Raw genomic sequence first — 21,837 nt, 5'->3', positions numbered from 1 at the left:
ATTAACCTAGTTAAAAGCGCAAATTGGCTAAAATTAAGCCCTATTTTAAAGAGGCGAAAGTGGAAAAAATCTCAATTATAAATTTTCAAAATAAAAAAGAACCGTCGCGATACGCTTGCGGCGATATTTTTAAATACTACTTAAAAAATAATTTTTTAAAATTTATTAGTCTTATAAAAAACTCAAATTTACACAGCCCTGCAAGCTCTTTTGCGTCTTTTAAAATGCGTGCTAAGGCGGCTTTTTAATGTTTAATATCGTCCTCGTTCATCCTCAAATCCCCCAAAATACGGGCTCGATCGGACGTATGTGCGTAAATGCAAACCTTAAGCTTCATATAATCAAGCCGACCGTTTTTGACATCAGCGAAAAGGCAGTTAGGCGCGCGGGACTTGATTATTGGGCGCTGCTAAATCCGGTGATTTGGGAGAATTTGGACGAGTTTTTGTGCGCAAACGCCGCTTACGAGGATAGATTTTTTTACGCTACGACGAAGGCGCGTAAATTTTATTTTGAAGCGGAGTTTAAAAAGGGCGATTTTCTGTTTTTCGGCGGCGAAAGTACGGGGCTGCCTATGGAGCTGATGCGGCGAAATTTCGCAAACGCGATTAAAATCCCGATGGGCGAGCAGGGCAGGAGCTTAAATTTAGCCACGAGCGCGGGCATCATCGCGTATGAGGCTATCAGGCAAAATTTCGCCCAGTCGGGCCTTGGAGGCGCGCTATGAAATTTGCGGTAAATAGGCTTTTTGCGCTCTTTTTTTCGGCCCTGTTTTTCGCCGTTTTTGCGGCGGGCGCCGAGCTAAAGATTGCTACGTTTAACGTGCAAAATTTATTTGACGCCAAAAACGACGGCAGCGAGTATAAGGATTTCGTCGTCGGCAAATCGGAGTGGAACGAGAAAAAAGCAAGCGCCAAATTTAAAGCCGTAAGCGCAAAGATAAAAGAGTTAAACGCCGATATTATCGCGCTTCAAGAAATAGAAAACGAAGCGATTTTAAAAGAGCTGATGAAGGAGGCGGGCTATAAATATTTTGCCTTTTTAAAGGGTAAAAACGGCCCCGTAGGACTAGCGGTGTTATCTCGCGTAAAGCCTGAAAAAACGCAGATTTTTAGCGTGCCAAACGTAAAAACAAGGGACATTTTGAAGCTTGATTTTGAAGTGGAGGGACAAAAATTTAACCTTTTAAATTTGCATTTTCCAGCTAGGAAAAATCCTTTAAAGCAGAGAAAAACGGCTTTTGTCACGCTAAAATCAGCCTTAGCAGATACCCAAAAGGTCGTGGTTTTGGGCGATTTTAATACGCCTTACGGAGATAAAGAGCTGCTGGGCGATCTAGAGGCTAGTAAAAATTTAGCCAATCTTTGGGCGTTTTTGCCAAAGCACGAGCGCTACTCTCACATGAGCCTAAATGCGCTCGATCACGTCCTGCTCTCCAAAGACGCGCTTAACCAAAATTACGTTTTAAACAGCTTTAAGGTTGAGCGAGAGGGAGAGCAAATTTCGGATCATTTCGCACTGGTTTTTAGGCTAAATTTTGATAAAAACGCTAAAAATACGCTGCAAAATATCGCCGAGGCGCGGGTCGGCGAGCTATCAAAAAAGTCAAATTTACCCGTTTTGCTAAAACGCGCTACGGTCGTACAAAAGGACAAAAAAGGCTTCACACTAGCGCAGGATAAGCGCGGTATCTACGTTTATGAGCCAAAAAATGACGCAAAGCCCGGCGGGGTCATGGATGTAGCGGTAAACCGCCTAGACGAGTTTAAGGGAAATCTTGAGATCAGCTCGCATTATGCGGTGAAAATTTACGAAGAAACGCAAGATCCGCAGGGACAGATGCTGGAGGCTAAAAACCTAAAGCAAGCGCGCCTCGGCGACGTGTTTAGCCGTATCGGCGGCGAAGTGCGAAATGGCAGACTCTACACGCCGTACGGAGATATTAAAATTTACGGCGCAAAGGGCAAACCGCGCAACGAAAAAGAGGCGATTTTCACCTCCGTTCGCGTCGTGAGCTACAAAAACGAACCTCAAATTTGGATAGAAAATGAAGATAATTGACGCGGCGATGCTTGGCGCATTCGTGCTTTTTATGATATTTTTGATGCGCGGATTCGTCACGCAGACGCTTGAGAGAAGCAAAAGAAGACAAAATTTAAAAAAGGATAAAAAATGAGCGAAACAAAAGAACTGATCGTGGAGATCGGCGTCGAGGAGCTGCCGGCGATCCCGTTTTTAAAAGAGTGCGGCAACGTCGCGGCAAAATGGCGCGAGACGCTAGCGCAAAACGGCCTGGACAGCGAGTGCGAGTTTTACTACACGCCGCGCAGGATCGCGTTTTATCACCCGAAATTTGCGGTGCGCCAGGAGGACGGATTTAGCGAGTTTATCGGCGCGCCGAGGCAAGTCGCGCAAAAAGACGGCGCATGGATGCCTGCCGCGCTAAGCTTTGCTAAAAAATGCGGTATCGCAGAGTTCGAGCTAAAATTTGAAACCGTCGGCGGCAAAGAGGTGCTCTACTATAAAAAGCCGGTCGCCGGCAAGCCAAGCGCCGAGCTTCTGGGAGATATGATAGAGAAGTTTTTGCTGAGCTTAAATTTTGGCAAATCTATGCGCTGGGGCGAGGGTAAATTTGAGTTTATCCGCCCGGTGCGCTCGTTTTTGTGCCTGCTTGGAGACGAGGTCGTTAAATTTAACAAATTTGACGTAGAAAGCGGCGACAGTATTTTCATGCATAGAAGCGTAAGCTACGATAAATTTGTCGTCAAAAACGCGAAAGATTATTTCGCCGCGATGCCTAAAATCGGCGTAATCCTCGATCAAAACGTGCGCCGAGAGAAAATTTTGAGCGAGTTTAAACAAATCGAAGCTAAAAACGGCGTAACGGTCGAGGTTGACGAGGCGCTGCTAGACGAAGTCGTAGCGATCACCGAGCATCCGACCGCACTGCTGGGCGGCTTTGAGCGGGAGTTTTTGGAAGTGCCTAGCGAGGTCATCATCACCTCGATGAAGGAAAATCAAAGGTATTTTCCCGTTTTTGAGGGCGGTAAGCTCGCTAATCGCTTCGTAGTCGTCAGCAACGCCATCTCGCCCGAGCCTGCGCTCATCGTAAAGGGCAACGAAAAAGTACTTCGCGCGAGGCTTAGCGACGCGATGTTTTTCTGGCGCAGCGACCTAGCGCATGAGTTCGGCCCAGAAAAGCTAAAAAATATCACCTATCTAAAGGAGCTTGGCAGCACATTTGACAAAAGCGTGCGTGAGCTGGGTGTCGCAAAACGGCTGGCTAAAATCTGCGCCGATAGACTAAAAGCGTGCGCGGGAGAGGGCTACGAGGCGCTACTGGAGCGCGCCGTGATGCTGAGTAAGGCCGATCTAACCACGCAGATGGTGTATGAGTTTACCGAGCTTCAAGGCGTGATGGGTGGCTACTATGCGGCGGCTAAGGGCGAAAACGAAAACGTCGTAACCGCGATCAAGGAGCAGTATCTGCCAAGCGGCGAGGCCAGCGCGCTACCTAGCACTATCTTTAGCTCCGTCGTCGCGCTCGCGATCAAGCTCGAGACGCTAATCGGACTCTTTAGCGCGGGCAAGATCCCAAGCGGCAACAAGGACCCGTATGCGCTGCGCCGCGCGGCTAACGGCGTCATCAAGATCATCCAAAACGAAAATCTAAACCTTGATATCGCGGCGTTTTTACGCGAGACGGCGGAGGGATATGCTAAATTTGACGTCGAGGCGCTGATAGGATTTATATTTGATAGGCTTTACACCTTCTTTGATGTAAACCCGTCCGTCGTAAAGGCCTGCCTAGCTAGCAAGAAAGGCGACGTGCTCGCGCAGTGCGAGGCGATCGAGGCTCTAGGCGCGATCTGCGCAGCGGAGGACTTTAGGCAAAATTTCAGCACGTTTAAGCGTCTGGCAAACATCATCAAGGATGAAAAATTCGGCGCCGTAGACGAGGCGAAATTTGAAAACGAGAGCGAGAAAAAGCTAAACGACGCCTTTAAGGCCGCGGTAAAAGCCGGCGGCTCATACAGCGAACGCCTAAAAAATCTTTTCGGTCTAAAAGCTGCGATAGACGAGTTTTTCGACAACGTGATGATAAACGCCGAGGATGAGCTCGTGCGTAAAAATCGCCTTGCGCTCGTAGGGCAAATTTACGCGGAATTCCTTAAAATCGCCGATATAAAAGAGATAAGTTTGTGAAGCTTAAGCCGTTCGTATGAGCGGCTAGGTTTTTCGTTATACGGCGACGTAGAATTAAATTTATTTAACCGATTTAGTAGCGATATACGTTTTTATATTCAGATCATGTAGCCTGCCGGTGCCGTTCGTATCTTCGTATATATCGACGAGTGTAAAGCCGGCCTTTAGCTGCCCGCCTATTTGCTCGGTTAGATTATGAGAAAATTGCACTCCCGATTTTTGCGAAACCATAAAATCCATAGCTTTTTCGTCTTTTAGCGGATTAAACGGCATACTCCAAACTATCCGCTCCTCATTGCCATCGATGATATAGTTGATTTCGTTGTTTAGCCCAGAAAGCAAGACGCCGCCCTTTTTTAAAACCCTATAAGCTTCTTTAAAAATATGCTCCACGTCCTCTACGTAGCAGTTTGAGACGGGATGGAAAATAACGTCAAAAGCCTCGTCCGCAAAAGGAAAAGCTTTAGTCATATCACCCTGCAGAGCGTTTATCTCATAGCCCTCTCTAGCGGCTACCGAAAGTTCGGATTTTATTTGCTCGGATGATAGGTCAAACACGGTACACTTTGCGCCTAAAGCCGCAAATATAGGCATTTGTTGCCCTCCGCCAGATGCCAGTCCCAGGACGCTCTTGTCTTTTAAATTTCCGAGCCACCCGCTAGGAACAGGAACGGTCGGCGTTAAGAAAACGACGTAGTCACCGCCTTTTGCACTCAGATACTGCTCGCTAGAAATGGGCTTGCCCCACTCCCAGCCTTCCTTGACCCACCTATCTATCGTTTCTTTGTTTATATCTTGATATGATTTCATATTTTTTTCTAAAATAGCAGTATAAACTGACGCCTAAATCGTTCGTCAAATTTACAAATTTGTAACCCGTTAAACTAACTCCAAAACCGCCGTGATATCTGCCATACCTTGCGTGTACATAGCTGACGTAACGAGCGCGTCCGCGCCGGCGCTAGCAAATTCTCGGACGTTTTTTAGATTTATCCCGCCGCTTGCGACTAGGGCTGCGTTTGGAGCGATTTTATCTCGTAGATCTACTGCTTGCTTTACCGCCCCCGGCGTAAATTTATCACACTGCACGACGTCGGCGCCAGCCTTTAAAAGCGCTTCGCAATCATCTAAATTTTCGCACTCGACGGCGATTTTGCGCTCGGGGGCTTTTGCTTTAAAGGTTGGAATTTGAGCCAAAAACTCCTCATACGAGCCGTAGGCCTTGATGTGATTTTTGAAAAATAGCACGCTATCGCTCAAATTTAGCCTATGTATGCCGCAGCCGCCCTCAAGCACGGCTTTTAGGCAAAATTTCTTAGCAAACGGGAAGCTCTTGCGCGTGGCTAGGATTTCGCATTTTGGATTTACGCTTTTGGCCGTCTCGTTCATCGCTCTTGCGTAGGTGGCGATCTTGCAGGCGTACTCTAGGCAAATTTGCGCTAGTTTCCAGGCTTTGTGCACGTCGTCGTAGCTGCCGCTAATTTTTACGATCGGTTCTTTTGTGGCGGCGATGGCTGAGTTTGGGACGCAAATTTGCGCCTCGCAGCCAAGCAGCCTGGCGATGCCGGCCGCGACGTCTACGCAACTAACCGTCACGTCCTCGCGCGGCAGTATGGTTAAAACGGCGTTTTTGCGGATGCCTTGAAGCGAGGTCGTGAGATCGAAGTAGGGTAGATCTTCGCCGATATAGGCTAAAATTTCGGCGTCGCTAAGCTTTATCATCGCTTGCTAGCCTCTTTGCTTCGGCGTTTTTCTTGTTTGCGTTTACGATCATGTTTCTAAAGATGCCGTTTTCGTAGAGTCCCGCGTGATATAGCGAAAAGCCGACGAACGCGACGCCTGCGATCGTATGCAGCTTCTCGCAGCGGCTTTTATTTCTGCCTTTAAGCCCTAGCGCCGTTAGGCAAACGGTGGCCAGAGTGACGCTCATGCCGATTTTTGCGACTTTTCTATGGGTTTGTAAATTTAAAAGTTGTCCGCTTATGTTCATTTTTTTCTCCAGCAAGTTGTGTTTGCGATGCCTATGCTCTCAGGGTCAAATTCCGGATTTAGCCCAGCTTTTCTTTGCAATTCGTAGTCTTTTAGGGCTTTTATCATGACTTTTGATAGCATAAAGATCGCCGCGATATTTATCGTAGCCATCGCTGCCATCGTGATATCGGCGATATTCCAGGCGATAGTTAGGTTCATCTGCGCTCCGACGAATATCATCGCGACCGCCGTTAGCTTAAAAGCTATGGCGATTTTGTGATTTTTGGTAAGGTATTTTATATTTGCCTGCGCGTAGTAGTAGTTGCCGATCAGCGAGGTAATAGCAAAAAGCACCACTGCAAGCGTCGTAAAGTGAAGGCCGATCTCGCCGTAGTACTCGCGCATAGCAGCCTGTACCAAAGGAAGCGCGGTTAAAACTTCTCCGCTAGCGCCGGTTTGTTTTGTGATATAGTCCTGCGAGAAAAGCACTATCATGCCGGAAGCCACGCAGATCGTCATATCTATAAAAACCGCCATCGCCTGTACGAGTCCTTGCTTTACGGGGTGGCTAGTATGAGCCGCGGCGGCCGCGTTTGGCGCAGAACCCATGCCGGCTTCGTTTGAAAACAGGCCGCGCTTGATACCGTAGACGATCACGCTGCCTGCAAATCCGCCGAATATCGCCTTAAAATCAAAGGCGCTTTTCATGATCATATCAAAGACGGCCGGGAGCTTGTCTAAATTTAAGCAGATCGCGATAAAGGCTAGCAGGATGTAAGCAAGCGCCATGAAAGGCACGATATAGGAGCTAACCTTGCCGATGACGTGACTCTTGCTAAAAAACATCACCGCCGCAAATGCCGTTAGGATGATACCGATTCCCACGGGCAAGCCGCTATCGCTAAAGCTTGTAGCGCCCGCGCTTTGGTCGTAGTAAATTTGAAAGGCGGAGGTCATGGTGTAGCTTTGTAGGCCGTTAAATCCGTATGCGTACGTGATGATGAGAATGACGGCAAAAAGGGTCGCCATCCACTTGATACCTAGGCCGTTTTTGATGTAGTATGCCGGTCCGCCTTTAAAGCCAAACACGTCTTTGGTCTTGTAAATTTGAGCTAGTGTACTCTCGGCAAATGCCGAAGCCGCGCCCAAAAAAGCCATCAAACACATCCAAAATAGCGCGCCCGGTCCGCCTGATACGATAGCGGCGGAGATGCCGGCGATATTTCCGATGCCCACTCGCGAGGCGGTGGAGATCATAAGCGCTTGAAAGGGCGTGAGGTGGTGCTTGTTGTATTTATCCTTTTTCTCGACTAAGACTTTGCAAGCCTCGAAAAACATCCTAAACTGCACGAATCTAGTAATGTAGCTAAAATAAATACCGGTAAGAACGAGCATGATAACCAAAAAATAGCCGTATAAAAAGTCGTTGGCTAGCGACATCTCGTCGTTCATAAATTTTAAAATTTTATCTATCAACCGTCATTCCTTCAAATTTACTTCGCGCCTATCTTGACGCCTTTCATCGAATTTGCCAGCAGTCCGATCGTCGTACCGTTGTGTAAAACGGCTGTGGCGATAGGGTTAAAAAGGCCAAACGTTGCGCCCGCTAGGATGAGGGAGTTTATGCCGACGGTAGCGTTAAAATTCGTATTTATCAGCCTCATAGTTTTATTTGCGACGTCTTTTGCGACGGCGACCGAGCCGATGTCGTCTTTTAGTAGGCTGATGTCGGCGGTTGCTTTTGCTATGTCGGCGCCCTTTTGCATACTGATGCCTACGTGCGCTTTGGTGAGGCTTGGCGCATCGTTGATGCCGTCTCCGACGAATGCTACTTTTTTACCTTCGGCTTTTAGCTGCTCGATGATGCCTGCTTTATCGGTAGGTAGGCAGTTTGCATAGACTCTATCGATGCCTAGCTCGCTTGCTACCTGATCGGCTTTAGACTGCACGTCGCCCGTTAGCATAATGAGCTCTTTTACGCCTAGTTTTCGTAGCTTTGCTAGTGTCTGCGCGGCGTTTTCTCGCATGGTGTCGCGCATAGCGATGACGCCTAAGAGCTCTTTGTCGTAGCCTACGTAAAGTAGCGTGAGTCCGCTATCTACTTCGCTTTTTATGATTTCTTCATGTTTGCTAAATGAAATTTGCTCGTCGTCCTCTAAAAAATGCCGCGAGCCGATCACGACCTCTTTGCCGCCTACGTATGTTTTTACGCCGTGAGCGACGATAAACTCGACCTCGTCGTGGTGGATGTGGTGAAAACCTATCTCGCGCGCGGCCTTTACGATGGCCTCGGCTACCGGGTGGAAGTAGTGCTCCTCAGCGCTTGCGGTCAAATTTAACAGCTGTGCTTCGGTAAATTCTTTTTTAAACGAGTGAACTTTCACGACGCTTAGGCTGCCGTGCGTTAGCGTGCCTGTTTTATCAAAGACGAAAGTATCGGCGCTCGCTAGCGCTTCGATAGCTTTAGCGCCCTTTATCAGTACGCCGTTGCGGCCGGCTTTTGAGATACTTGATTTAAAGGCGACGGGCGTGGCTAGCTTTAGCGCGCAGGAGTAGTCCGCCTGCAACACGCTAGCTACGCGAGTCATATCGCGGCTAAGCAGATACGAAACGCCGGCTAGACTTAACGTCACGGGCACTAGTTTGTCGGCTAGCTTCGTAGCTTTTAGTCCGACGGCCGATTTTTCGTTTAGCGAGCTTTGGATGTAGGATTTTATCCTAGCAGTCGCGCTTTCGGCTGCTATGCTCTCGGCCCAGATTTTTATGCGTCCGTCCTCGACGACGGTTCCGCTCATCACGCGGTCGCCGCGCTCTTTTTTGACGGGTTCTGCTTCGCCCGTCATTGAGACTTGATTTACGCTTGCGGTGCCCTCCACGATATAGCCGTCGATGCCGATGCTCTCGCCTGCACCGACGACTACGATGTCGCCTATTTTAACGTCTACGGTCGGGATTTTTTTGAGAGATTTTTTGCCGTGATCATTTATCTCGATCCAGACCTCTTCGATGTTCGGGCGGGCTAGCTCTTTGATGAGGTCGTCGCTGCGGTGTACGGCGCTTTCTTCCATGTATTCGCCGATAGTTAGCATGAGATTCGTGCTATTTGCCGCTAAAAAGTCGCGCCTAGCTAAGCTCACGCCCACTGCGGTGGCTTCGAGTACTTTTGAGGTTATGCCTTCGTTTACGGCTTCGCTTGCGCCTTCTTTTAACAGCGGAGCGGCGGCTATCAGGCTAGCCATAGCCTTTACGCCGTTGCTACTTATAAGAGGCGTGATGGCTAGAGCCGTTGCCGCCTTATAAATCTCAGCCTTGCTCGGGCTATTTTTTCGCTTGTTAAAATTTGCGATCGGCAAATTTTCGATGAACTCTTTGATTTCGTTTAAATTCGACTCAAAGCCGACGATGATACTTTTTGCTTTTTTGTTTACCCTGACGCTTTTTGCGTACCTAAACTCCGAAATTTGAGCCTCCAAGCGGCTCTCGTCGCAGTCCTCGCCGATGCGTTCGCAGACGAAGCGCACGCGGTTTTTAGTCAGGTGCGCGATGCGAACATTATTTTTGGGAGTCAATTTCGGCCTTTACATCTTCAAATCGCTCTTTTAGTTCTTCAAATCCTGCTTGAAGCAAATTTGATCCCTTCGCGATAGCTGAAAATAGCGCTTTTTGCGCGTTTTCGTTTGTTAGCACGTATGCCACGACGCCGCCTATGAGCGCACCTTTTATAAAGCCTGCCGCGTTAAAATTTGCCGGGACAAAGTCTTTTAGCGCGTCGTTTATGCCGCGGTCAAACGCGCTTGGCGCGCCGGTAGTCTTTACCGTCGTAGTCGTAGTCGTCGTGCTACCGTCGTCGTTTAGCTGATTTACTGCTTGAGTTTGATTGATGTATGGGTTTTTCATTTACTTTCCTCTAAATTTTTGATTAGTTTCTCCGTCGCGACAACGCCTGCGATACCTACGGCTACGGTGACGGCCGCGGCAAAATAGCGTGCAGAGACTAGTTTATTTGACGCGCTAATGGCGCATGCCGTGACGATACCGCCTTGGATCGCGGTTTTGGTCGTTTTTGCGACTACTTCGGCCTTGCTTGCGCTACCTTTTTTATAGTTTAGTATGCCTACGCCGCCGGCTGCTATCGCGCCGATTAGCGCGCCGCTTATCATATGGTCTAGTGGGAGTCTGGTTGTTGATGTTAAATTCATTCTATACCTTTATTATTTTTCTAAATTTGGTTCAAGCGCGTTTGCGATGTCGTCGGCTAAAATTTTAGTCTCGGGAGCCGCTTTTGCCGGAGCTTTTTTAGCTCTTGGAGCTCTTTTTTTCTTGGCTTTTGTTTTTTCGGCTTCTTTGACTGCCTCTTTTTGCGCTTTTTCCGCGGCTACTTCGGCGCTAGTGCGTCTTTTGCGTTTTTTTGTTTCGGCTTTTTCTTCGCTTGTTTTGGCAAATTTTTTCTCGGCGTACTCTTTTGCTTCGCCTATTTTTTTCTCGGCAAATTCTTTTGCGTTTTCGGCAAACTCTTTGCCTTTATCTAGTCCGCTTTCAAGGGTTGATTTGATTTTGTCTTTGTTGTTAAAAGCCGCGACGGCTAAACCTCCTAAGATTGCTCCTGCGATAAACGGTAGTGCCATTTTTTATCCTTTATGTTGAATTTTATTCTTTATCTTTATTTTTGTCTAAATTTTTACTTAGCATCATGCTGGCTAGTCCGCCTAGCGCTAGTCCGCCGAAAAATGAAAAATTCGGATTGTTCAAAAGCGTGATAGCGTCCTCTTTGCTGCCTTGCCCCGAGCTTATACGCTCTAGCGTCTGGCTGATTTGCTTAAAGCTATCCGATTCAAAAGCGTTTAAGATATTGTCGCTCGGATTTTGAGCCGTTTGTGCCTGCTCCTCTTGGCTTGCGTTATCCGCACCTTGAAACTGCGCGGCTAAAATTTGAGCCAGTTTTGCTTTGAGAGCCGGGATGTATTCGTTATTTGACGTAGCCCAGAGCCTAAAGCAGACGTCTTTAAAGTTTTCATCGCTTATGTTGTCGGTCAAATTTTCATAAAACGCGTTTAGCTCAAGCTCGTAGTTTAGGGCTTTTATAAAGCAAGCGTCAAGATCCTCGCACGCTAAAGCGCAAAAAACTTGCGGATCGGCGGGGTCTGCGTAGGACTTTAAAAGCTCCAGTCCGCTTCGCCTAACCGCTAAAATTTGATCAAAAATTTCATCTTTTTTGCAGACGTTTTCGTAAAATTTTACTCCCTGCGACTCTAGTAAAAACACCGCATTTGCGGCTTGCTTTAGCTCCTCGTTCATCTTGCGCCGCCGGTAGCTTTTTGAGCTAGGTTGTTGATGAGAGCTGAAATTTCGTGCAAATTTTGGCCTTTTAGCAGATCGTCCCACATCTTTTTCGGGAAAATTTCATGGTCGTACTCGATCGTTGCGGAGCCGATTAGCTTGTTAAATTTGACGTTTTTTATGCCGTCTATTTGCTTGATCGTTTGATCTATTTTTTCTAACGGCAAGCTGTCCGCTTCTTTTTTGATATCGCTGCTGACGCGGACTCTTAAACGGCCTGCGACGTGGTGGATCGGCGTAAAATACGAAGCTATGCGTAAGACTAACTCCGATGGTATATGTGGCGCTGCGCTCATGTTTCTCCTTTATTTTTTGGCGTATTATCTATTTGCTACGCTTAAATTTAACTGAAACTTTTTTGCATATCGTTATCAAATCATTTTTGATAAATAGGCGCAAAATAGGCTATTTGTTTTGGCACTTTGGACAAATTCCGTATAAAATCATCGCATGGCCTTCGAGTTTAAAGTCTGAGCTTTTACAAATTTGCTCTTGTTTTTTTTCTATATATTTATCGAAAAAACTCTCTGCCGCGCCGCATTTTACGCAGATTAGATGATCGTGATGCGACTTTAAATTTAGCTCGAATCTATTTATCCCGCTCTCTTCAAAGCTCAAAACGAGACCAAAGTCCTGCAAAAAATTTAAAAACTGATAGATCGCCGTGAGACTCACGTTTCGTCTAAATTCTCTTTTGATCTTGGTTTGTATCTCGCTTGCACTAAGATGCTCGTCGCTGGAAAATAAAATTTTTAAAATTTGCTCTTTTGCGGCGGAATTTTTATATCCGTAATCCCGTAAAAGCTCTAAAAATTTCATATAAAATTTATCAAAAGTGTGCATTTTGCCGCCGTTTCAGCCGATTAAAATTACTTTTTATTATAGTAAAAAAAGCTGATAATGCGATAAATTTAAGACCAATTCTCAAAAAATGGAGATTTTGGCTAAGCGGTTATAAAGGTTATTTTGGCATAATTCCGCAAAAATTTTAAAAGGGAAGCCATGACGTACGACGAACTAGAGCTTGAGGCGGTTTTGCTAGAGGTTTTAGAAAACCGAGGCAATTTTGAATCGCTTGACGATGAAGAGCTTTTCGAACTTATCGAAGAGGTCGCAAAATATACCGACGGAGATTATGAAGAGGCGTTTGAGTATATGACTCAGTTTTCGCCGATTAATAAAAAAAGATTCGTCTCTCTTTATACGGTTTAGCCGCTAGGCCAAACCGTTTTTAAAACTTATTTTTCGCTTTCAAAATATTTATTTATTATTTCTTTTAGCTTTTTAGTATATCTTGAGTCTTTCGGAGAGTTGTTGTAGATATCTTCGATCGCGTACATTCTCTCGTAGTAGTCGTTGGTATCTTGCATATTTATAACTAAATTTGACGCGTTTAGGCTAACGCCGAAAAATATTCCTCTCTCTTTCGATTTTGATACGCCAAATGCCGAAATCTCAGGTAGATCCGTCATCGCGGCAGCTTTTTCGCCGACTCCCATTATAGCGGCATCGACGCTAATATCTAGGGTGCCTTTACCGTTTACTAAACCGTCGTAAGATCTGCTTGATTTAAAAAGTATTATCAAATCGCTTGATTGGTAGCCTGCTTGCGCGCCTATGCCGCCGCCTCTAAAATCCACGAATATCGGGCTGCTCCACTCGTTGTCATCGTTTTTAGCTACGAAAATACCGCTTCCGTTATGTCCGCTGATTATAAATCCGCTTTTAACGAGATCCGGGATAATTACGATGCCCTTGACGTCTTTTAGGTTGATTTTTCTATTTTTTTCGGCAAGTTTTTCGTTATCTTGTCCAAACGTATCTAGGATATTGAGTGCCGTTTTTACCCTTTGATTTTGCGTGAGCTCGGCAAAGGCAGCACCGGATAGCAACATGAGGCAAAGCGCCAGTTTGAAAAAATTTCGCATTTTGTTTCCTTTTTCGTAAAATTTACCCGCTATTATAGTATTTTTTTATTAAATTTAAAAATTATTCGTTAAATTTACGTAAAGGATGTAAATGAAAAAAATTATTTTAGCCGTTTTGATTTGTTTAAATTCGAGCGCAAAAGTACAGGGCGGCGCGCCTAGCCAAACTCAGACGATCGTAAACGGCGACGTCGAGATAGTACACGTGGAGGCTAAATTTGCCGGAAATTTAAGCATTGACGGCAAGAAAAAGCGCTGGCTTAGCGTGCCCGGGGATGAAAATTTAAAATTTGCCATCGTCGCCGCCAGCTACCGTCAAAAGGGCGAAATAAAGCTAATAAACGGGCTTAAAAGCGGCGATGAGACGATAGTTTTTAAGATCGTAGAGGGCGAATATAAAAAAGAAAAAATAACCGTCGAAGGCAGCAAAGTAACTCCGCCAAAAGACGTGCTAAAGCGTATCGAGGAGGAGCGCGAGGAGGCGAATAAAATTTACGCGACGGCTAATGTCGGGCTAAAATTTGGCTCCAAATTTATCCTGCCGATGAGTTCTATGGTCACGAGTCCGTTCGGCACCGCGCGCGTATTTAACGGCACTTTAAAGAGCTATCACGGCGGCACGGACTTTAGAGCGGCGGTCGGCACGTCCGTAGTCGCGGCAAACGACGGCGTAGTCGTCATAGCAAAAGACCGCTACTATGCGGGCGGATCCGTGGTGATCGATCACGGCGAGGGCATCTACACGCAGTACTATCATCTAAGCGCGCTAAACGTCAAAGTCGGACAAAGCGTCAAAAAAGGCGACATCATCGCGCTTAGCGGTGCTAGCGGGCGAGTGAGCGGGCCGCACCTGCACTTTGGCGTGATCGCCGGCGGCGTGCAGGTAAATCCGATAAATTTCGTCAAAAAAATCAACGAAATTTTAAATTAACATTTTTTTCACGACTTTTCTTTAAACTTCGCTCATCTTTTTAAAGGAGAGAAAATGAAAAAAGTAGTTTTGATTAGTATGTTGGTTGCGGGCGGGCTTTTTGCCGCTTCGCTTGAAAATAGCACGAACGACGAGCTTTATAAAATGGTCGCAAGCGCCGACGCTAAGACGCTTAGCGAGGTAGCTTTTGAGATAGATAAGCGCGCTGGCAAGCTAAAATTTGAGGCCAAAGAGGCCAAACGCGGGCTAAAGGCCGAAATCAGAAAGAAGTTTGACGCGATGAGTATCGCCGATAGAGAGCGGTTTATGCGCGAGTTTAGAAACGGCTATAACGCCCAAGTGGGCGCGCTAAGCGTGGCGGAGGCAAAAAGGCTTGATATCGAGCTAAAAGACGGCGATGACGACGATGATTTTCACAAGAAATTTAAGCACGATTTTAAGGGTGGATTTATAAAAGATAAAGACGGCAAAGGCCCTCATATGCCGCGCAGTAAAGAGTAAATTCGGCCTTTTTTAGGCTTTGCGGGGCGGATTTTCGTTTAAATTTGCGCGAAAATTTGCTCCGTTTTTTACAAATTTAAGCACTTTGGCGACAACGAATATTTATGAAATTTTACCTTGAAATTTAGATGAAATTTGATAAATTTACGCAGGATTTATCTGTAGCGAAATTTAAGCGCTCTTTGAAAATCTCGGATGCAAACGAGCCTTGCAAACAGGATAAATAAAACCTGAAAATCAAGCGGATAAAACGCCGTAAAACGACAAAAACAAACGAAAACGGAGCGAAAATGAGTAAAATTTTGATCGTCGAGGACGAAAATATGCTGCTTGAGATGATGTGCGCGTACTTGCAGGCTCAGGGCTACGAGACTGCGGGCGCGAAAAGCTACGACGACGCGTTAAATTTGGCCTACGAGAGCAACTTTGATCTTTGGATATTTGACGTCAAGATCATCGGCGGCAGCGGTTTTGCGCTACTTCGGGAGCTGCGAAACACGGGCAAAAACACGCCTTGTATATTTACGACCTCGCTAAATACGCTTGATGACGTACAAACCGGCTTTACTAGCGGCTGCGACGACTATATCAAAAAGCCGTTTGAGCTAAAAGAGCTGCATCTGCGCGTACAAAATTTGCTAAAACGCACCTTCGTACATAACAAAAACGAGCTGGTAAATCTGGGCGAAAATTTGGGCTTTGATATGAATCAGGGTCTGCTGTTTCGTGACGGCAGGGCTGTCTCGATGCCTAAAAAGCAGTCTAGGCTGCTAGCACTCTTACTTAAAAATCAGGATAAATTTTTGAGTAGAGAGGAGATCTATTCTCAAATTTGGGACTACGACGAGAGTCCTAGCGAGCTTAGCCTGCGCGTTTATATCGCGGAGCTGCGTAAAATTTTAGGCAAAGAGCGTATCGTTAGCGCATCAAAGCTAGGCTATAAATATGTTTAAGCTTTTTAGTGCGGCCGAGATACAAAGAGTAGGGCGCGGGTTTGAAATTTCATCCAAATTTACGCAAGATTTTTGCCGTTTTATGCTTCAAAATTTACGTCCGCAAAATACGGTCAAATTTGATCCAAAAGGCGGCAAATGTCACTTCTAAAATCAATTAAAAAAGCCTTCGCCCCGCTCTTGGACCGTCAAATTTTACCTATTTTTTTACTTTATTTTATCACGAGCGCCGCATTTTTGGTTTTTTTCGCACAGATGTTTTACGAGCGCGAGAAGCATTTTATCCTAGACCGCGACGTATTTATCGTGCGAGATTTGCAGCATCACCTGCAAAATAAATTACAAAAAAACGGCGAGATAGACGACGATGATTTCGACGACGTCGAGGCTTTTGCCGTAAATTTAAAAACGGGCGAGGAGATCGAGGACGACTTTGAGCCGCGCGAGGGCATGCCGAGCAGATACAAGGACGGAACGAGCTCTGTGGTGCAGTTTTATCTCAAAAATCATTTCGGCGAGGAGGAGTACTACGTCGCGGTCAAGGTCGCGGATCCCGAGTTTGCGATCTTTACGCTAAAACTCAAGATAATATTTTTCTCGTTTATGATACTGCTTGCTATTTTAGTCATAGCTTATTTTATCATCCGTCTTTCGCTGCGCCCGCTTTACCGTCGTATCGACTTTTTAAATGGCTTTATCAGGGATACGACGCATGAGATAAACACGCCTCTTAGCGTCATTTTGATGAGTATAGAGATGTTTGAGACCGATCCGAAAAAAAACCTAAATAACATAAAAACCGCATCCAAAACGATCTCGACGCTTTACGAGGACCTTACGCTGGTCAAACTTAGCGGCAAAGAGGACGTAGCGGCGACGAGCTTTAGCCTAAGCGAGCTGGTGCGCGAGCGGATCGGGTACTTTGGGCTAAATTTAGAGCAAAAAAATATAAACATAAGCATGCAAATCGCCGAGGTGCAGCTACGCTCGTCCTATAAAAAAACGCGAAAAATCATCGATAATCTACTTAGCAACGCCATAAAATACTGCGACGAAAATGGCTCGGTAAGCGTAAATTTAACCCCCGCAGCGCTCGCGATATCAAACAGCGGCGCGGGCATCGCGAAGGAAAATTTGCCGCGGATTTTTGATCTTTATACGCGGTTTGACGAGCGAAACGGCGGTTTTGGTATCGGGCTTCACATCGTTAAAACATTTTGCGAGGAGCTCGGGTTTAAAATCTCGTGCAAAAGCGGCGGCGGGCTAACGGAGTTTCGCGTCGGTTTTGGCGGGAGCGCGGTTAAAATTTAAGAAAGCCGGGCTGTAAATTTAAGTTGTTTTAGTTTGTGCGGCAAGTTTGGGTCAAATTTTAAACCGTCAAATTTGACCAAAATCGCTAAACTTAAATTTGACGCGCAAGCGGGCTAAATTTAGAAAGTATGCAAAACTAAGAAAGCCAAATTTGGCGTATCAAGGCAGAATATCGACGTTTATTTCGTTTTTGACCTCTACGGTTACGCTTTGGGTCGTGCCGTTATATTCGGTGTATTCCGCGCCTACGTTTCCTTGGGTAAAGTTTTTAAGATGCAGCGTATCTCCGCTCTCGCCGTCTATCCTTAGCCTGTTGTCGCTATCCGTCATATCAAGCACGTCTTTGGCGGTTATCGTGGTTTCGACGTTGTTTTCGGCGCCGCCTAGCTCGAGTTTTTCAAAGTCTTTAACCTTGCTAAAGTCTATGTTTTCGGAGATATTTAGCGTATCTTCGCCGTCACCGCCTTTTATGACGGAGGTTGAGATGTTTGCTCCTTTTTCTATCACGACTTTGTCGTTGCCCTCGTCGCCTCTTATTTCAGAATAATTATCAAAATTCGCTCCGGCTTTTATGTTTATAGTGTCATCGCCTCTGCCTCCAAATATCACGGAGTGCGAGACGTTTGCGCCGCCGTTTACGTCTATGGTGTCGTTGCCTTCGCCTCCGGCTATGCGTGAGGCGTTTTGGATCTGCGCACCGCTGTTGATATGTATTTCGTCGTCTCCTTCGGCGGCGTTTATCTGGGCTTTATCAATGATCGCTCCGCCGTTTACGTTTATAGCGTCGTTGCCCGTACCGGTGTGTATGTATGTGCCTTGTTTAAACTCGCCTCCGCTGTTTAGCGTTACGACGTCTTCGCCTTTGCCCGTGCCTATGCCGGCAGTGTTTCCCGATATAGTAGCGTTTTCAAAGGCGCTATTAGAGATGGTTACTTCGTCGTTATCATCCTCCATAAATAGCTCGGAATTTACAAATTTAACTCCTTCTAGCTCGATCTTTTCCTCGCCTGCGCCTGTGTTTACGGCGACGTTGGTGAGCGTTACGCCGGATTTTATATTGATGTTATCGTTGCCTGCGTATGTTGATATGATGGAGTCGTTTCTGTTGTTTGTAGAGCCGGTCACGTCGGATTCTATATTTATCGTATCGGCGTCTTTTCCCGTCGTTACTCTAACGTCTTTAAAGGTGGAATTTTGCCCCAATGTTACCTTGTTTTCTCCGTTGCCTGCGATGATATCTACTTTTTCTAATGCGGAATTTTCAACCGTTATGATATCGTCGCCTTCATCGGTATCTATCGTGGCTTTTGAGCCGTCTTGCCCTTTGACGGCGGAGTTTTTTATGCTCACCGTATCATCGCCCGTTCCGGTGTGTACTTCGGAATTTTCGATAACGCCTTTTATGTTTACGATATCGTTGTCTTCCTCGGTGTTGATACTGGAGCTATCTGTAACTTGGCCATTTATGTTTACGACGTCGTTACCGGAGCCGGTATTTGCGACGAAATGATTTTTAACGTGACCGCTAAGATTTAGCGTATCGTCGCCCGCGCCGGTATTTATATGCTTGCCGTCGGTTTGTGCATTTCCTTGTATGCTTAGATAGTCGTCGTGGTCTATTATTTTGCCCGTTGCGCTAGAGTTTATTATCTCAGTATTGTCCGTGGTGACGGTTAGGGTTAAATTTCTAGAGTAGTCTTTGTAGGTTACGCCGTAGTCTTCGTATTTAACGCCGTTTGCATCTACTTTTGATTCGCCTTCTACGCCTTGGTTTTGGTTGTCGCTCTGCGTCGTAGAGGTGCTCGATAAATTTACGCCGCCATGCCCGTCGTTATCTATGATTTTTACTCTTATTTGAACGCTATTTATATCGTTGGCGTCGGCGATGGTTGCTTGGCTGCCGCTAGTCCAGCTTAAGCCGCCGTCGGTCGAATACTGCATAGAACCCGCCTCGTAATCTACGCCTGCCGTTCCGCCGCTTAGGCTAAAATTTAGCGTAGTCGGTCTAGCTTTTAGGGCGCTTCCTACGGATAAAGCAAATGTCAAATAATCACCAGATCCCTCCATGACATCGCTTAGAGATCTTACTTGTAGTGCTTTTGGCGCAGGGGATGATGAAATTATCTTGGTAGCAATACCGATAGCTCGTTCAACTGCAATAGAAGGTTGATTTTGCGTATACGGGTTGCTATAAGTTGCAATTACGCTTGATATATGGCCGCCTTCTGTAAACGCAACCTTGCTCAGGCTCACGCCATCTAAGCTAGCCGAACCGCCACTACCGTCAGTTGCGCTTTCCTTTGTATCTTGAGTTTGAGTTTCGTCCAGCGATGGTTGCTGTAACGCAATGGTGTCGGCCGCTACGGTCGCGTCTTCAATGTTTTCTTTTACTGTTGCGCCTTGATCTGATAGAAAAGTATCTTCGTCTGTTATGACTACGTCTTTATCGCTATTTTGCGGTATGACGATGGCGTCTTTTTCGATGCTTTTTACGATACTTGCTTCGGCCGGCACGACTATCCTTTACTTTAAAATTTGTGCTATTATATTGTTTTTTCTATTTTTTGTATATTGTACTTGAGTGCAGGTGTGGTTTTTAAATTTACAACCGTAAAATCGCAAACACAATCAAAATAGGCGCTTTTGTTTGGTATTTCGTTTAAATTTATCCATTTTTTTATTTTAAAAATGTAAAATCTCGTTTAAAAACTTAAGGCTGAAAATGACTGCGCTCCTTGTCGCCGAATACATCGGCATCGCCTCGGCAGCCACGAGCGGATTTATCTTCGCGGTTAAGCGCGACTGCGACTGGCTGGGTATCTTTATCGCCGCGCTTCTGACTGCGCTTGGAGGCGGATTTATGCGCGACGCTATCGTCTCGCGCCCGCCGTATTCGTTCACGCACTATGCTCCGTGCATTATCGTGATGGTGATGCTCTTTCTCTCGGCGTTTTTACGCCTGCATAAGCGAAGCGATATCGAGAAAAAATTCCTTTTCGTCACCACCGACGCAGTGGATCTCGTGAGCTTTTCTATCGTCGGGGCGATCGTGGCGCTGCAGTTTGGCTACAACGTATTTGGCGTCGTGCTGTTAGCGCTTTGCAACGGCGTGGGCGGAGGTATGATACGCGACGTGCTCTTTAACGAAGTGCCGTGGTGTCTTAAAACCGGGCTTTACGCGACGGTTAGCATTGTCGTGGGACTGATTTATTTTGCTATGGATTATGCGGGATTTACGAGCGTGTTTTGGGTGATGGGGCTTTTTGCGTTTGGAGTCGTGTTTAGGCTTGCGGCGTATTATCTTGGTTGGCATTTACCGACTTTGCAAAAGTGAAATTTATCTAACTTTTTACAGCGATGCGTTAAATTTGATAATTTGCAAAATTTACGTGCAAGATACGAAAAGTACTGTCTCGGACGTATATTTGAGGATATAAAAAACTATACTAAAAATGCGGTAAAAATTTCGGCAAAAGAAAGCGCCGATCGACAAATACCGATAAGCGCGTCAAAATTCGGCGGATTGCTCAATATGCCGCGAAGCGAGCCGTGGCCCGCAAACGAACAAGCTGGCGAACTGCTTCATTTTATAGCACAGATAAATTTTAGCGAAGTTTCGGAGTTTGAAAAAATCGCCGCGGATAAAAACAGTATCAAATTTGACTTGCGTTTGTCGAGTAAAAAAAGGGGGGGGGTCGGCGGCGGTTGTTAAATTTGGCTAAACATGATTTGATTTAGCGGTAAATTTAGCCCATATCTGAGCTAAATTTAAAAGCCTAATCCGCTCTTTGCAGTATCGCAGCGGCGATAGCAAAACCTCCGTCGTGGCTAATGGTGATTTGCGCGTCTTTTAGATTAAAATTTTTTATGATTTTTTCTGAGAGCTTTACTTTTGGAGCGTTTTTGTCGTCTTTGTAAATTTGAGCGTCAAAAAATGAAAACTCGGCTGAGATCCCGCAGCCAAGGGCTTTGCTGATAGCCTCCTTAGCTGCGAAAAATCCCGCTATCGTAGCGTCCGTTTTTGCGATATTTATCTCGTCGTCGCTCAAAAAATATCTCAAAAAATCCTCGCCCCGCCGCTCTTTAAGCCTTGAGATCCGCGAGATCGCTACGATATCTATGCCGATCATTGCACCACAAAGTCGGTAAAGTAGATGTTTTTTATGTGACCGTCGGCCAAAACCTCGTTTAGGCGGTCGACTATCTCATCTTTTAGGCGATTTTTGCCTTTTTGAGTGCTTACCTCTTCGTACGTTTTAGACGAGAGGGTGGATACTATGATATCCCTGATTAGCGGTTTTTTCTTGTCTATTTCAGGCGTTAGCGTCTCGGCGCTAAGCTCTAGATCTACCTTTGTTTTTAAGTATCTCGAGCCGCTTTCGCTAAGTAAATTTACTATAAACTGATCGAGTGGATAAACGGGCCCCATATTTATGTAGTCGTTTGAGCGCTTTCCTGCCGTATTTTTTGGCGCTGCCGATTGGACTTGTTCGGTTTGCGCTTGTGCCGTTTGCCCCTGCGTAGCGTCGTCGTTACCGCTCATTAATAAAAACGCAAGCAACCCCCCGACCACTAAAAGTAGTATCAAAATAACGATTATTATGATTAAAACTAAGCTGTTGCTTTTTTTAGCTTGTGTCTCTTCAGCCATCTATTCTCCTTAAAATTTTAGCTATAATTATATCTTAAATTTTTGAAA

28 protein-coding genes are annotated in these 21,837 nt (G+C 45.9%); 13 read left to right on the top strand and 15 right to left on the bottom strand.

The window, feature by feature from the left end; all coding sequences use genetic code 11:
- Positions 1–23 precede the first annotated feature (23 nt).
- The 5 genes from E4V70_RS01145 to glyS are packed head-to-tail and all read left to right on the top strand — an operon-like array spanning position 24 to position 4,206.
- Positions 24–248, top strand: a complete 225-nt coding sequence (locus E4V70_RS01145; protein WP_122863070.1) for a hypothetical protein — start codon at positions 24–26, stop codon at positions 246–248.
- A complete protein-coding gene (locus E4V70_RS01140) occupies positions 248–727 on the top strand; it encodes a tRNA (cytidine(34)-2'-O)-methyltransferase (RefSeq protein ID WP_122863069.1) in 480 nt (159 codons plus the stop codon). The genes E4V70_RS01145 and E4V70_RS01140 overlap by 1 nt, the downstream gene beginning before the upstream one ends.
- Complete coding sequence (locus tag E4V70_RS01135) at positions 724–2,061, top strand: endonuclease/exonuclease/phosphatase family protein (RefSeq protein WP_122863068.1); 1,338 nt, start codon at positions 724–726, stop codon at positions 2,059–2,061. The genes E4V70_RS01140 and E4V70_RS01135 overlap by 4 nt, the downstream gene beginning before the upstream one ends.
- Positions 2,048–2,176 carry a hypothetical protein gene (locus tag E4V70_RS11045; RefSeq protein ID WP_269472407.1) on the top strand — a complete coding sequence of 43 codons (129 nt, stop codon included), beginning with the start codon at positions 2,048–2,050 and terminating at the stop codon, positions 2,174–2,176. Before E4V70_RS01135 ends, E4V70_RS11045 begins: the two co-directional genes overlap by 14 nt.
- A complete protein-coding gene (gene glyS, locus E4V70_RS01130) occupies positions 2,173–4,206 on the top strand; it encodes a glycine--tRNA ligase subunit beta (RefSeq protein ID WP_122863067.1) in 2,034 nt (677 codons plus the stop codon). Before E4V70_RS11045 ends, glyS begins: the two co-directional genes overlap by 4 nt.
- A 60-nt stretch (positions 4,207–4,266) precedes the next feature.
- Here the strand turns inward: glyS and E4V70_RS01125 are convergent, their stop codons facing one another.
- The 11 genes from E4V70_RS01125 to E4V70_RS01075 all read right to left on the bottom strand — a co-directional run bounded on the left by E4V70_RS01125 (position 4,267) and on the right by E4V70_RS01075 (position 12,357).
- Complete coding sequence (locus tag E4V70_RS01125) at positions 4,267–5,016, bottom strand: class I SAM-dependent methyltransferase (protein ID WP_122863066.1); 750 nt, start codon at positions 5,014–5,016, stop codon at positions 4,267–4,269.
- Positions 5,017–5,085: 69 nt separating this feature from the next.
- Positions 5,086–5,928, bottom strand: coding sequence for a ModD protein (gene modD / locus E4V70_RS01120; RefSeq protein WP_122863065.1), 843 nt, complete (start codon positions 5,926–5,928; stop codon positions 5,086–5,088).
- Positions 5,915–6,196, bottom strand: a complete 282-nt coding sequence (locus E4V70_RS01115) for a helicase (RefSeq protein ID WP_122863064.1) — start codon at positions 6,194–6,196, stop codon at positions 5,915–5,917. The genes modD and E4V70_RS01115 overlap by 14 nt, the downstream gene beginning before the upstream one ends.
- Positions 6,193–7,629 (bottom strand): alanine/glycine:cation symporter family protein, encoded by a 1,437-nt coding sequence (locus E4V70_RS01110; RefSeq protein ID WP_232037871.1) that lies wholly within the window; start codon positions 7,627–7,629, stop codon positions 6,193–6,195. The genes E4V70_RS01115 and E4V70_RS01110 overlap by 4 nt, the downstream gene beginning before the upstream one ends.
- A 41-nt stretch (positions 7,630–7,670) precedes the next feature.
- On the bottom strand, positions 7,671–9,746 hold the full coding sequence (locus E4V70_RS01105; RefSeq protein WP_122863062.1) for a heavy metal translocating P-type ATPase: 2,076 nt from the start codon (positions 9,744–9,746) through the stop codon (positions 7,671–7,673).
- Complete coding sequence (locus E4V70_RS01100; protein WP_122863061.1) at positions 9,730–10,074, bottom strand: YtxH domain-containing protein; 345 nt, start codon at positions 10,072–10,074, stop codon at positions 9,730–9,732. Before E4V70_RS01100 ends, E4V70_RS01105 begins: the two co-directional genes overlap by 17 nt.
- Positions 10,071–10,376, bottom strand: coding sequence for a Cys/Met metabolism pyridoxal-phosphate-dependent enzyme (locus E4V70_RS01095; protein WP_232037796.1), 306 nt, complete (start codon positions 10,374–10,376; stop codon positions 10,071–10,073). The genes E4V70_RS01100 and E4V70_RS01095 overlap by 4 nt, the downstream gene beginning before the upstream one ends.
- 12 nt (positions 10,377–10,388) lie before the next feature.
- Positions 10,389–10,802, bottom strand: a complete 414-nt coding sequence (locus E4V70_RS01090; RefSeq protein WP_122863060.1) for a hypothetical protein — start codon at positions 10,800–10,802, stop codon at positions 10,389–10,391.
- A gap of 22 nt (positions 10,803–10,824) precedes the next feature.
- Positions 10,825–11,472: an aminotransferase gene (locus E4V70_RS01085; RefSeq protein ID WP_122863059.1), complete on the bottom strand. Its 648-nt coding sequence runs from the start codon at positions 11,470–11,472 to the stop codon at positions 10,825–10,827.
- Positions 11,469–11,810, bottom strand: coding sequence for an HMA2 domain-containing protein (locus E4V70_RS01080; protein ID WP_002946902.1), 342 nt, complete (start codon positions 11,808–11,810; stop codon positions 11,469–11,471). Before E4V70_RS01080 ends, E4V70_RS01085 begins: the two co-directional genes overlap by 4 nt.
- Positions 11,811–11,919: 109 nt before the next feature.
- Entirely contained in the window at positions 11,920–12,357 is a 438-nt protein-coding gene (locus tag E4V70_RS01075; protein WP_122863058.1) for a Fur family transcriptional regulator, read from the bottom strand.
- 159 nt (positions 12,358–12,516) lie between these two features.
- Here E4V70_RS01075 and E4V70_RS01070 point away from each other — a divergent pair, with 159 nt between their 5' ends.
- A complete protein-coding gene (locus E4V70_RS01070; protein WP_002945385.1) occupies positions 12,517–12,726 on the top strand; it encodes a hypothetical protein in 210 nt (69 codons plus the stop codon).
- 26 nt (positions 12,727–12,752) lie between these two features.
- Here E4V70_RS01070 and E4V70_RS01065 read toward each other — a convergent pair whose 3' ends face one another.
- A complete protein-coding gene (locus E4V70_RS01065) occupies positions 12,753–13,442 on the bottom strand; it encodes a lipid-binding SYLF domain-containing protein (protein ID WP_122863057.1) in 690 nt (229 codons plus the stop codon).
- 91 nt (positions 13,443–13,533) lie between these two features.
- Here E4V70_RS01065 and pgp3 point away from each other — a divergent pair, with 91 nt between their 5' ends.
- From pgp3 to E4V70_RS01045, 5 genes are all read left to right on the top strand, one after another.
- Positions 13,534–14,373 (top strand): peptidoglycan metallopeptidase Pgp3, encoded by an 840-nt coding sequence (gene pgp3, locus E4V70_RS01060; protein ID WP_122863056.1) that lies wholly within the window; start codon positions 13,534–13,536, stop codon positions 14,371–14,373.
- 54 nt (positions 14,374–14,427) lie between these two features.
- The gene (locus E4V70_RS01055) at positions 14,428–14,874 is read left to right on the top strand and encodes a DUF1104 domain-containing protein (protein WP_122863055.1); all 447 of its coding nucleotides are present in this window, start codon (positions 14,428–14,430) and stop codon (positions 14,872–14,874) included.
- A 290-nt stretch (positions 14,875–15,164) separates the two neighbouring features.
- The gene (locus tag E4V70_RS01050; RefSeq protein ID WP_122863054.1) at positions 15,165–15,827 is read left to right on the top strand and encodes a response regulator transcription factor; all 663 of its coding nucleotides are present in this window, start codon (positions 15,165–15,167) and stop codon (positions 15,825–15,827) included.
- Positions 15,820–15,978 (top strand): hypothetical protein, encoded by a 159-nt coding sequence (locus E4V70_RS10645; RefSeq protein WP_163026461.1) that lies wholly within the window; start codon positions 15,820–15,822, stop codon positions 15,976–15,978. Before E4V70_RS01050 ends, E4V70_RS10645 begins: the two co-directional genes overlap by 8 nt.
- On the top strand, positions 15,966–17,138 hold the full coding sequence (locus tag E4V70_RS01045) for a sensor histidine kinase (RefSeq protein WP_122863053.1): 1,173 nt from the start codon (positions 15,966–15,968) through the stop codon (positions 17,136–17,138). The genes E4V70_RS10645 and E4V70_RS01045 overlap by 13 nt, the downstream gene beginning before the upstream one ends.
- 159 nt (positions 17,139–17,297) lie before the next feature.
- Here E4V70_RS01045 and E4V70_RS01040 read toward each other — a convergent pair whose 3' ends face one another.
- Entirely contained in the window at positions 17,298–19,652 is a 2,355-nt protein-coding gene (locus E4V70_RS01040) for a hypothetical protein (protein WP_122863052.1), read from the bottom strand.
- A 208-nt stretch (positions 19,653–19,860) separates the two neighbouring features.
- Between E4V70_RS01040 and E4V70_RS01035 the strand changes: the two genes are divergently transcribed.
- Positions 19,861–20,472 carry a trimeric intracellular cation channel family protein gene (locus E4V70_RS01035; RefSeq protein ID WP_122863051.1) on the top strand — a complete coding sequence of 204 codons (612 nt, stop codon included), beginning with the start codon at positions 19,861–19,863 and terminating at the stop codon, positions 20,470–20,472.
- A 42-nt stretch (positions 20,473–20,514) separates the two neighbouring features.
- Entirely contained in the window at positions 20,515–20,850 is a 336-nt protein-coding gene (locus E4V70_RS01030) for a DUF1963 domain-containing protein (protein ID WP_122863050.1), read from the top strand.
- 64 nt (positions 20,851–20,914) lie between these two features.
- Here E4V70_RS01030 and acpS read toward each other — a convergent pair whose 3' ends face one another.
- Both acpS and fliL read right to left on the bottom strand, forming a co-directional pair.
- The gene (gene acpS, locus E4V70_RS01025; protein ID WP_004321390.1) at positions 20,915–21,268 is read right to left on the bottom strand and encodes a holo-ACP synthase; all 354 of its coding nucleotides are present in this window, start codon (positions 21,266–21,268) and stop codon (positions 20,915–20,917) included.
- Positions 21,265–21,789: a flagellar basal body-associated protein FliL gene (gene fliL, locus E4V70_RS01020; RefSeq protein WP_122863049.1), complete on the bottom strand. Its 525-nt coding sequence runs from the start codon at positions 21,787–21,789 to the stop codon at positions 21,265–21,267. Before fliL ends, acpS begins: the two co-directional genes overlap by 4 nt.
- Between the last annotated feature and the right edge of the window lie 48 nt (positions 21,790–21,837).

Source organism: Campylobacter showae (genome assembly GCF_900699785.1).
GTDB classification, from domain to species: Bacteria; Campylobacterota; Campylobacteria; order Campylobacterales; family Campylobacteraceae; genus Campylobacter_A; species Campylobacter_A showae_D.
Note: the sequence above shows the minus strand (reverse complement) of the source record. Positions and strands in the feature narration are given on the sequence as shown.

Excerpts from the sequence above, each read along its gene's own strand:
- E4V70_RS01080 (WP_002946902.1), bottom strand. The coding sequence starts at position 11,810 with ATGAGCGCAGCGCCACATATACCATCGGAGTTAGTCTTACGCATAGCT.
- E4V70_RS01070 (WP_002945385.1), top strand. The coding sequence starts at position 12,517 with ATGACGTACGACGAACTAGAGCTTGAGGCGGTTTTGCTAGAGGTTTTA.
- fliL (WP_122863049.1), bottom strand. The coding sequence starts at position 21,789 with ATGGCTGAAGAGACACAAGCTAAAAAAAGCAACAGCTTAGTTTTAATC.
- E4V70_RS01065 (WP_122863057.1), bottom strand. The coding sequence starts at position 13,442 with ATGCGAAATTTTTTCAAACTGGCGCTTTGCCTCATGTTGCTATCCGGT.
- acpS (WP_004321390.1), bottom strand. The coding sequence starts at position 21,268 with ATGATCGGCATAGATATCGTAGCGATCTCGCGGATCTCAAGGCTTAAA.
- E4V70_RS01115 (WP_122863064.1), bottom strand. The coding sequence starts at position 6,196 with ATGAACATAAGCGGACAACTTTTAAATTTACAAACCCATAGAAAAGTC.
- E4V70_RS01135 (WP_122863068.1), top strand. The coding sequence starts at position 724 with ATGAAATTTGCGGTAAATAGGCTTTTTGCGCTCTTTTTTTCGGCCCTG.
- glyS (WP_122863067.1), top strand. The coding sequence starts at position 2,173 with ATGAGCGAAACAAAAGAACTGATCGTGGAGATCGGCGTCGAGGAGCTG.
- E4V70_RS01090 (WP_122863060.1), bottom strand. The coding sequence starts at position 10,802 with ATGGCACTACCGTTTATCGCAGGAGCAATCTTAGGAGGTTTAGCCGTC.
- pgp3 (WP_122863056.1), top strand. The coding sequence starts at position 13,534 with ATGAAAAAAATTATTTTAGCCGTTTTGATTTGTTTAAATTCGAGCGCA.
- E4V70_RS01095 (WP_232037796.1), bottom strand. The coding sequence starts at position 10,376 with ATGAATTTAACATCAACAACCAGACTCCCACTAGACCATATGATAAGC.
- E4V70_RS01075 (WP_122863058.1), bottom strand. The coding sequence starts at position 12,357 with ATGCACACTTTTGATAAATTTTATATGAAATTTTTAGAGCTTTTACGG.
- E4V70_RS01085 (WP_122863059.1), bottom strand. The coding sequence starts at position 11,472 with ATGAACGAGGAGCTAAAGCAAGCCGCAAATGCGGTGTTTTTACTAGAG.
- E4V70_RS01125 (WP_122863066.1), bottom strand. The coding sequence starts at position 5,016 with ATGAAATCATATCAAGATATAAACAAAGAAACGATAGATAGGTGGGTC.
- E4V70_RS10645 (WP_163026461.1), top strand. The coding sequence starts at position 15,820 with ATGTTTAAGCTTTTTAGTGCGGCCGAGATACAAAGAGTAGGGCGCGGG.
- E4V70_RS01140 (WP_122863069.1), top strand. The coding sequence starts at position 248 with ATGTTTAATATCGTCCTCGTTCATCCTCAAATCCCCCAAAATACGGGC.
- E4V70_RS01110 (WP_232037871.1), bottom strand. The coding sequence starts at position 7,629 with ATGAACGACGAGATGTCGCTAGCCAACGACTTTTTATACGGCTATTTT.
- E4V70_RS01100 (WP_122863061.1), bottom strand. The coding sequence starts at position 10,074 with ATGAAAAACCCATACATCAATCAAACTCAAGCAGTAAATCAGCTAAAC.
- modD (WP_122863065.1), bottom strand. The coding sequence starts at position 5,928 with ATGATAAAGCTTAGCGACGCCGAAATTTTAGCCTATATCGGCGAAGAT.
- E4V70_RS11045 (WP_269472407.1), top strand. The coding sequence starts at position 2,048 with ATGAAGATAATTGACGCGGCGATGCTTGGCGCATTCGTGCTTTTTATG.
- E4V70_RS01055 (WP_122863055.1), top strand. The coding sequence starts at position 14,428 with ATGAAAAAAGTAGTTTTGATTAGTATGTTGGTTGCGGGCGGGCTTTTT.
- E4V70_RS01050 (WP_122863054.1), top strand. The coding sequence starts at position 15,165 with ATGAGTAAAATTTTGATCGTCGAGGACGAAAATATGCTGCTTGAGATG.
- E4V70_RS01045 (WP_122863053.1), top strand. The coding sequence starts at position 15,966 with ATGTCACTTCTAAAATCAATTAAAAAAGCCTTCGCCCCGCTCTTGGAC.
- E4V70_RS01035 (WP_122863051.1), top strand. The coding sequence starts at position 19,861 with ATGACTGCGCTCCTTGTCGCCGAATACATCGGCATCGCCTCGGCAGCC.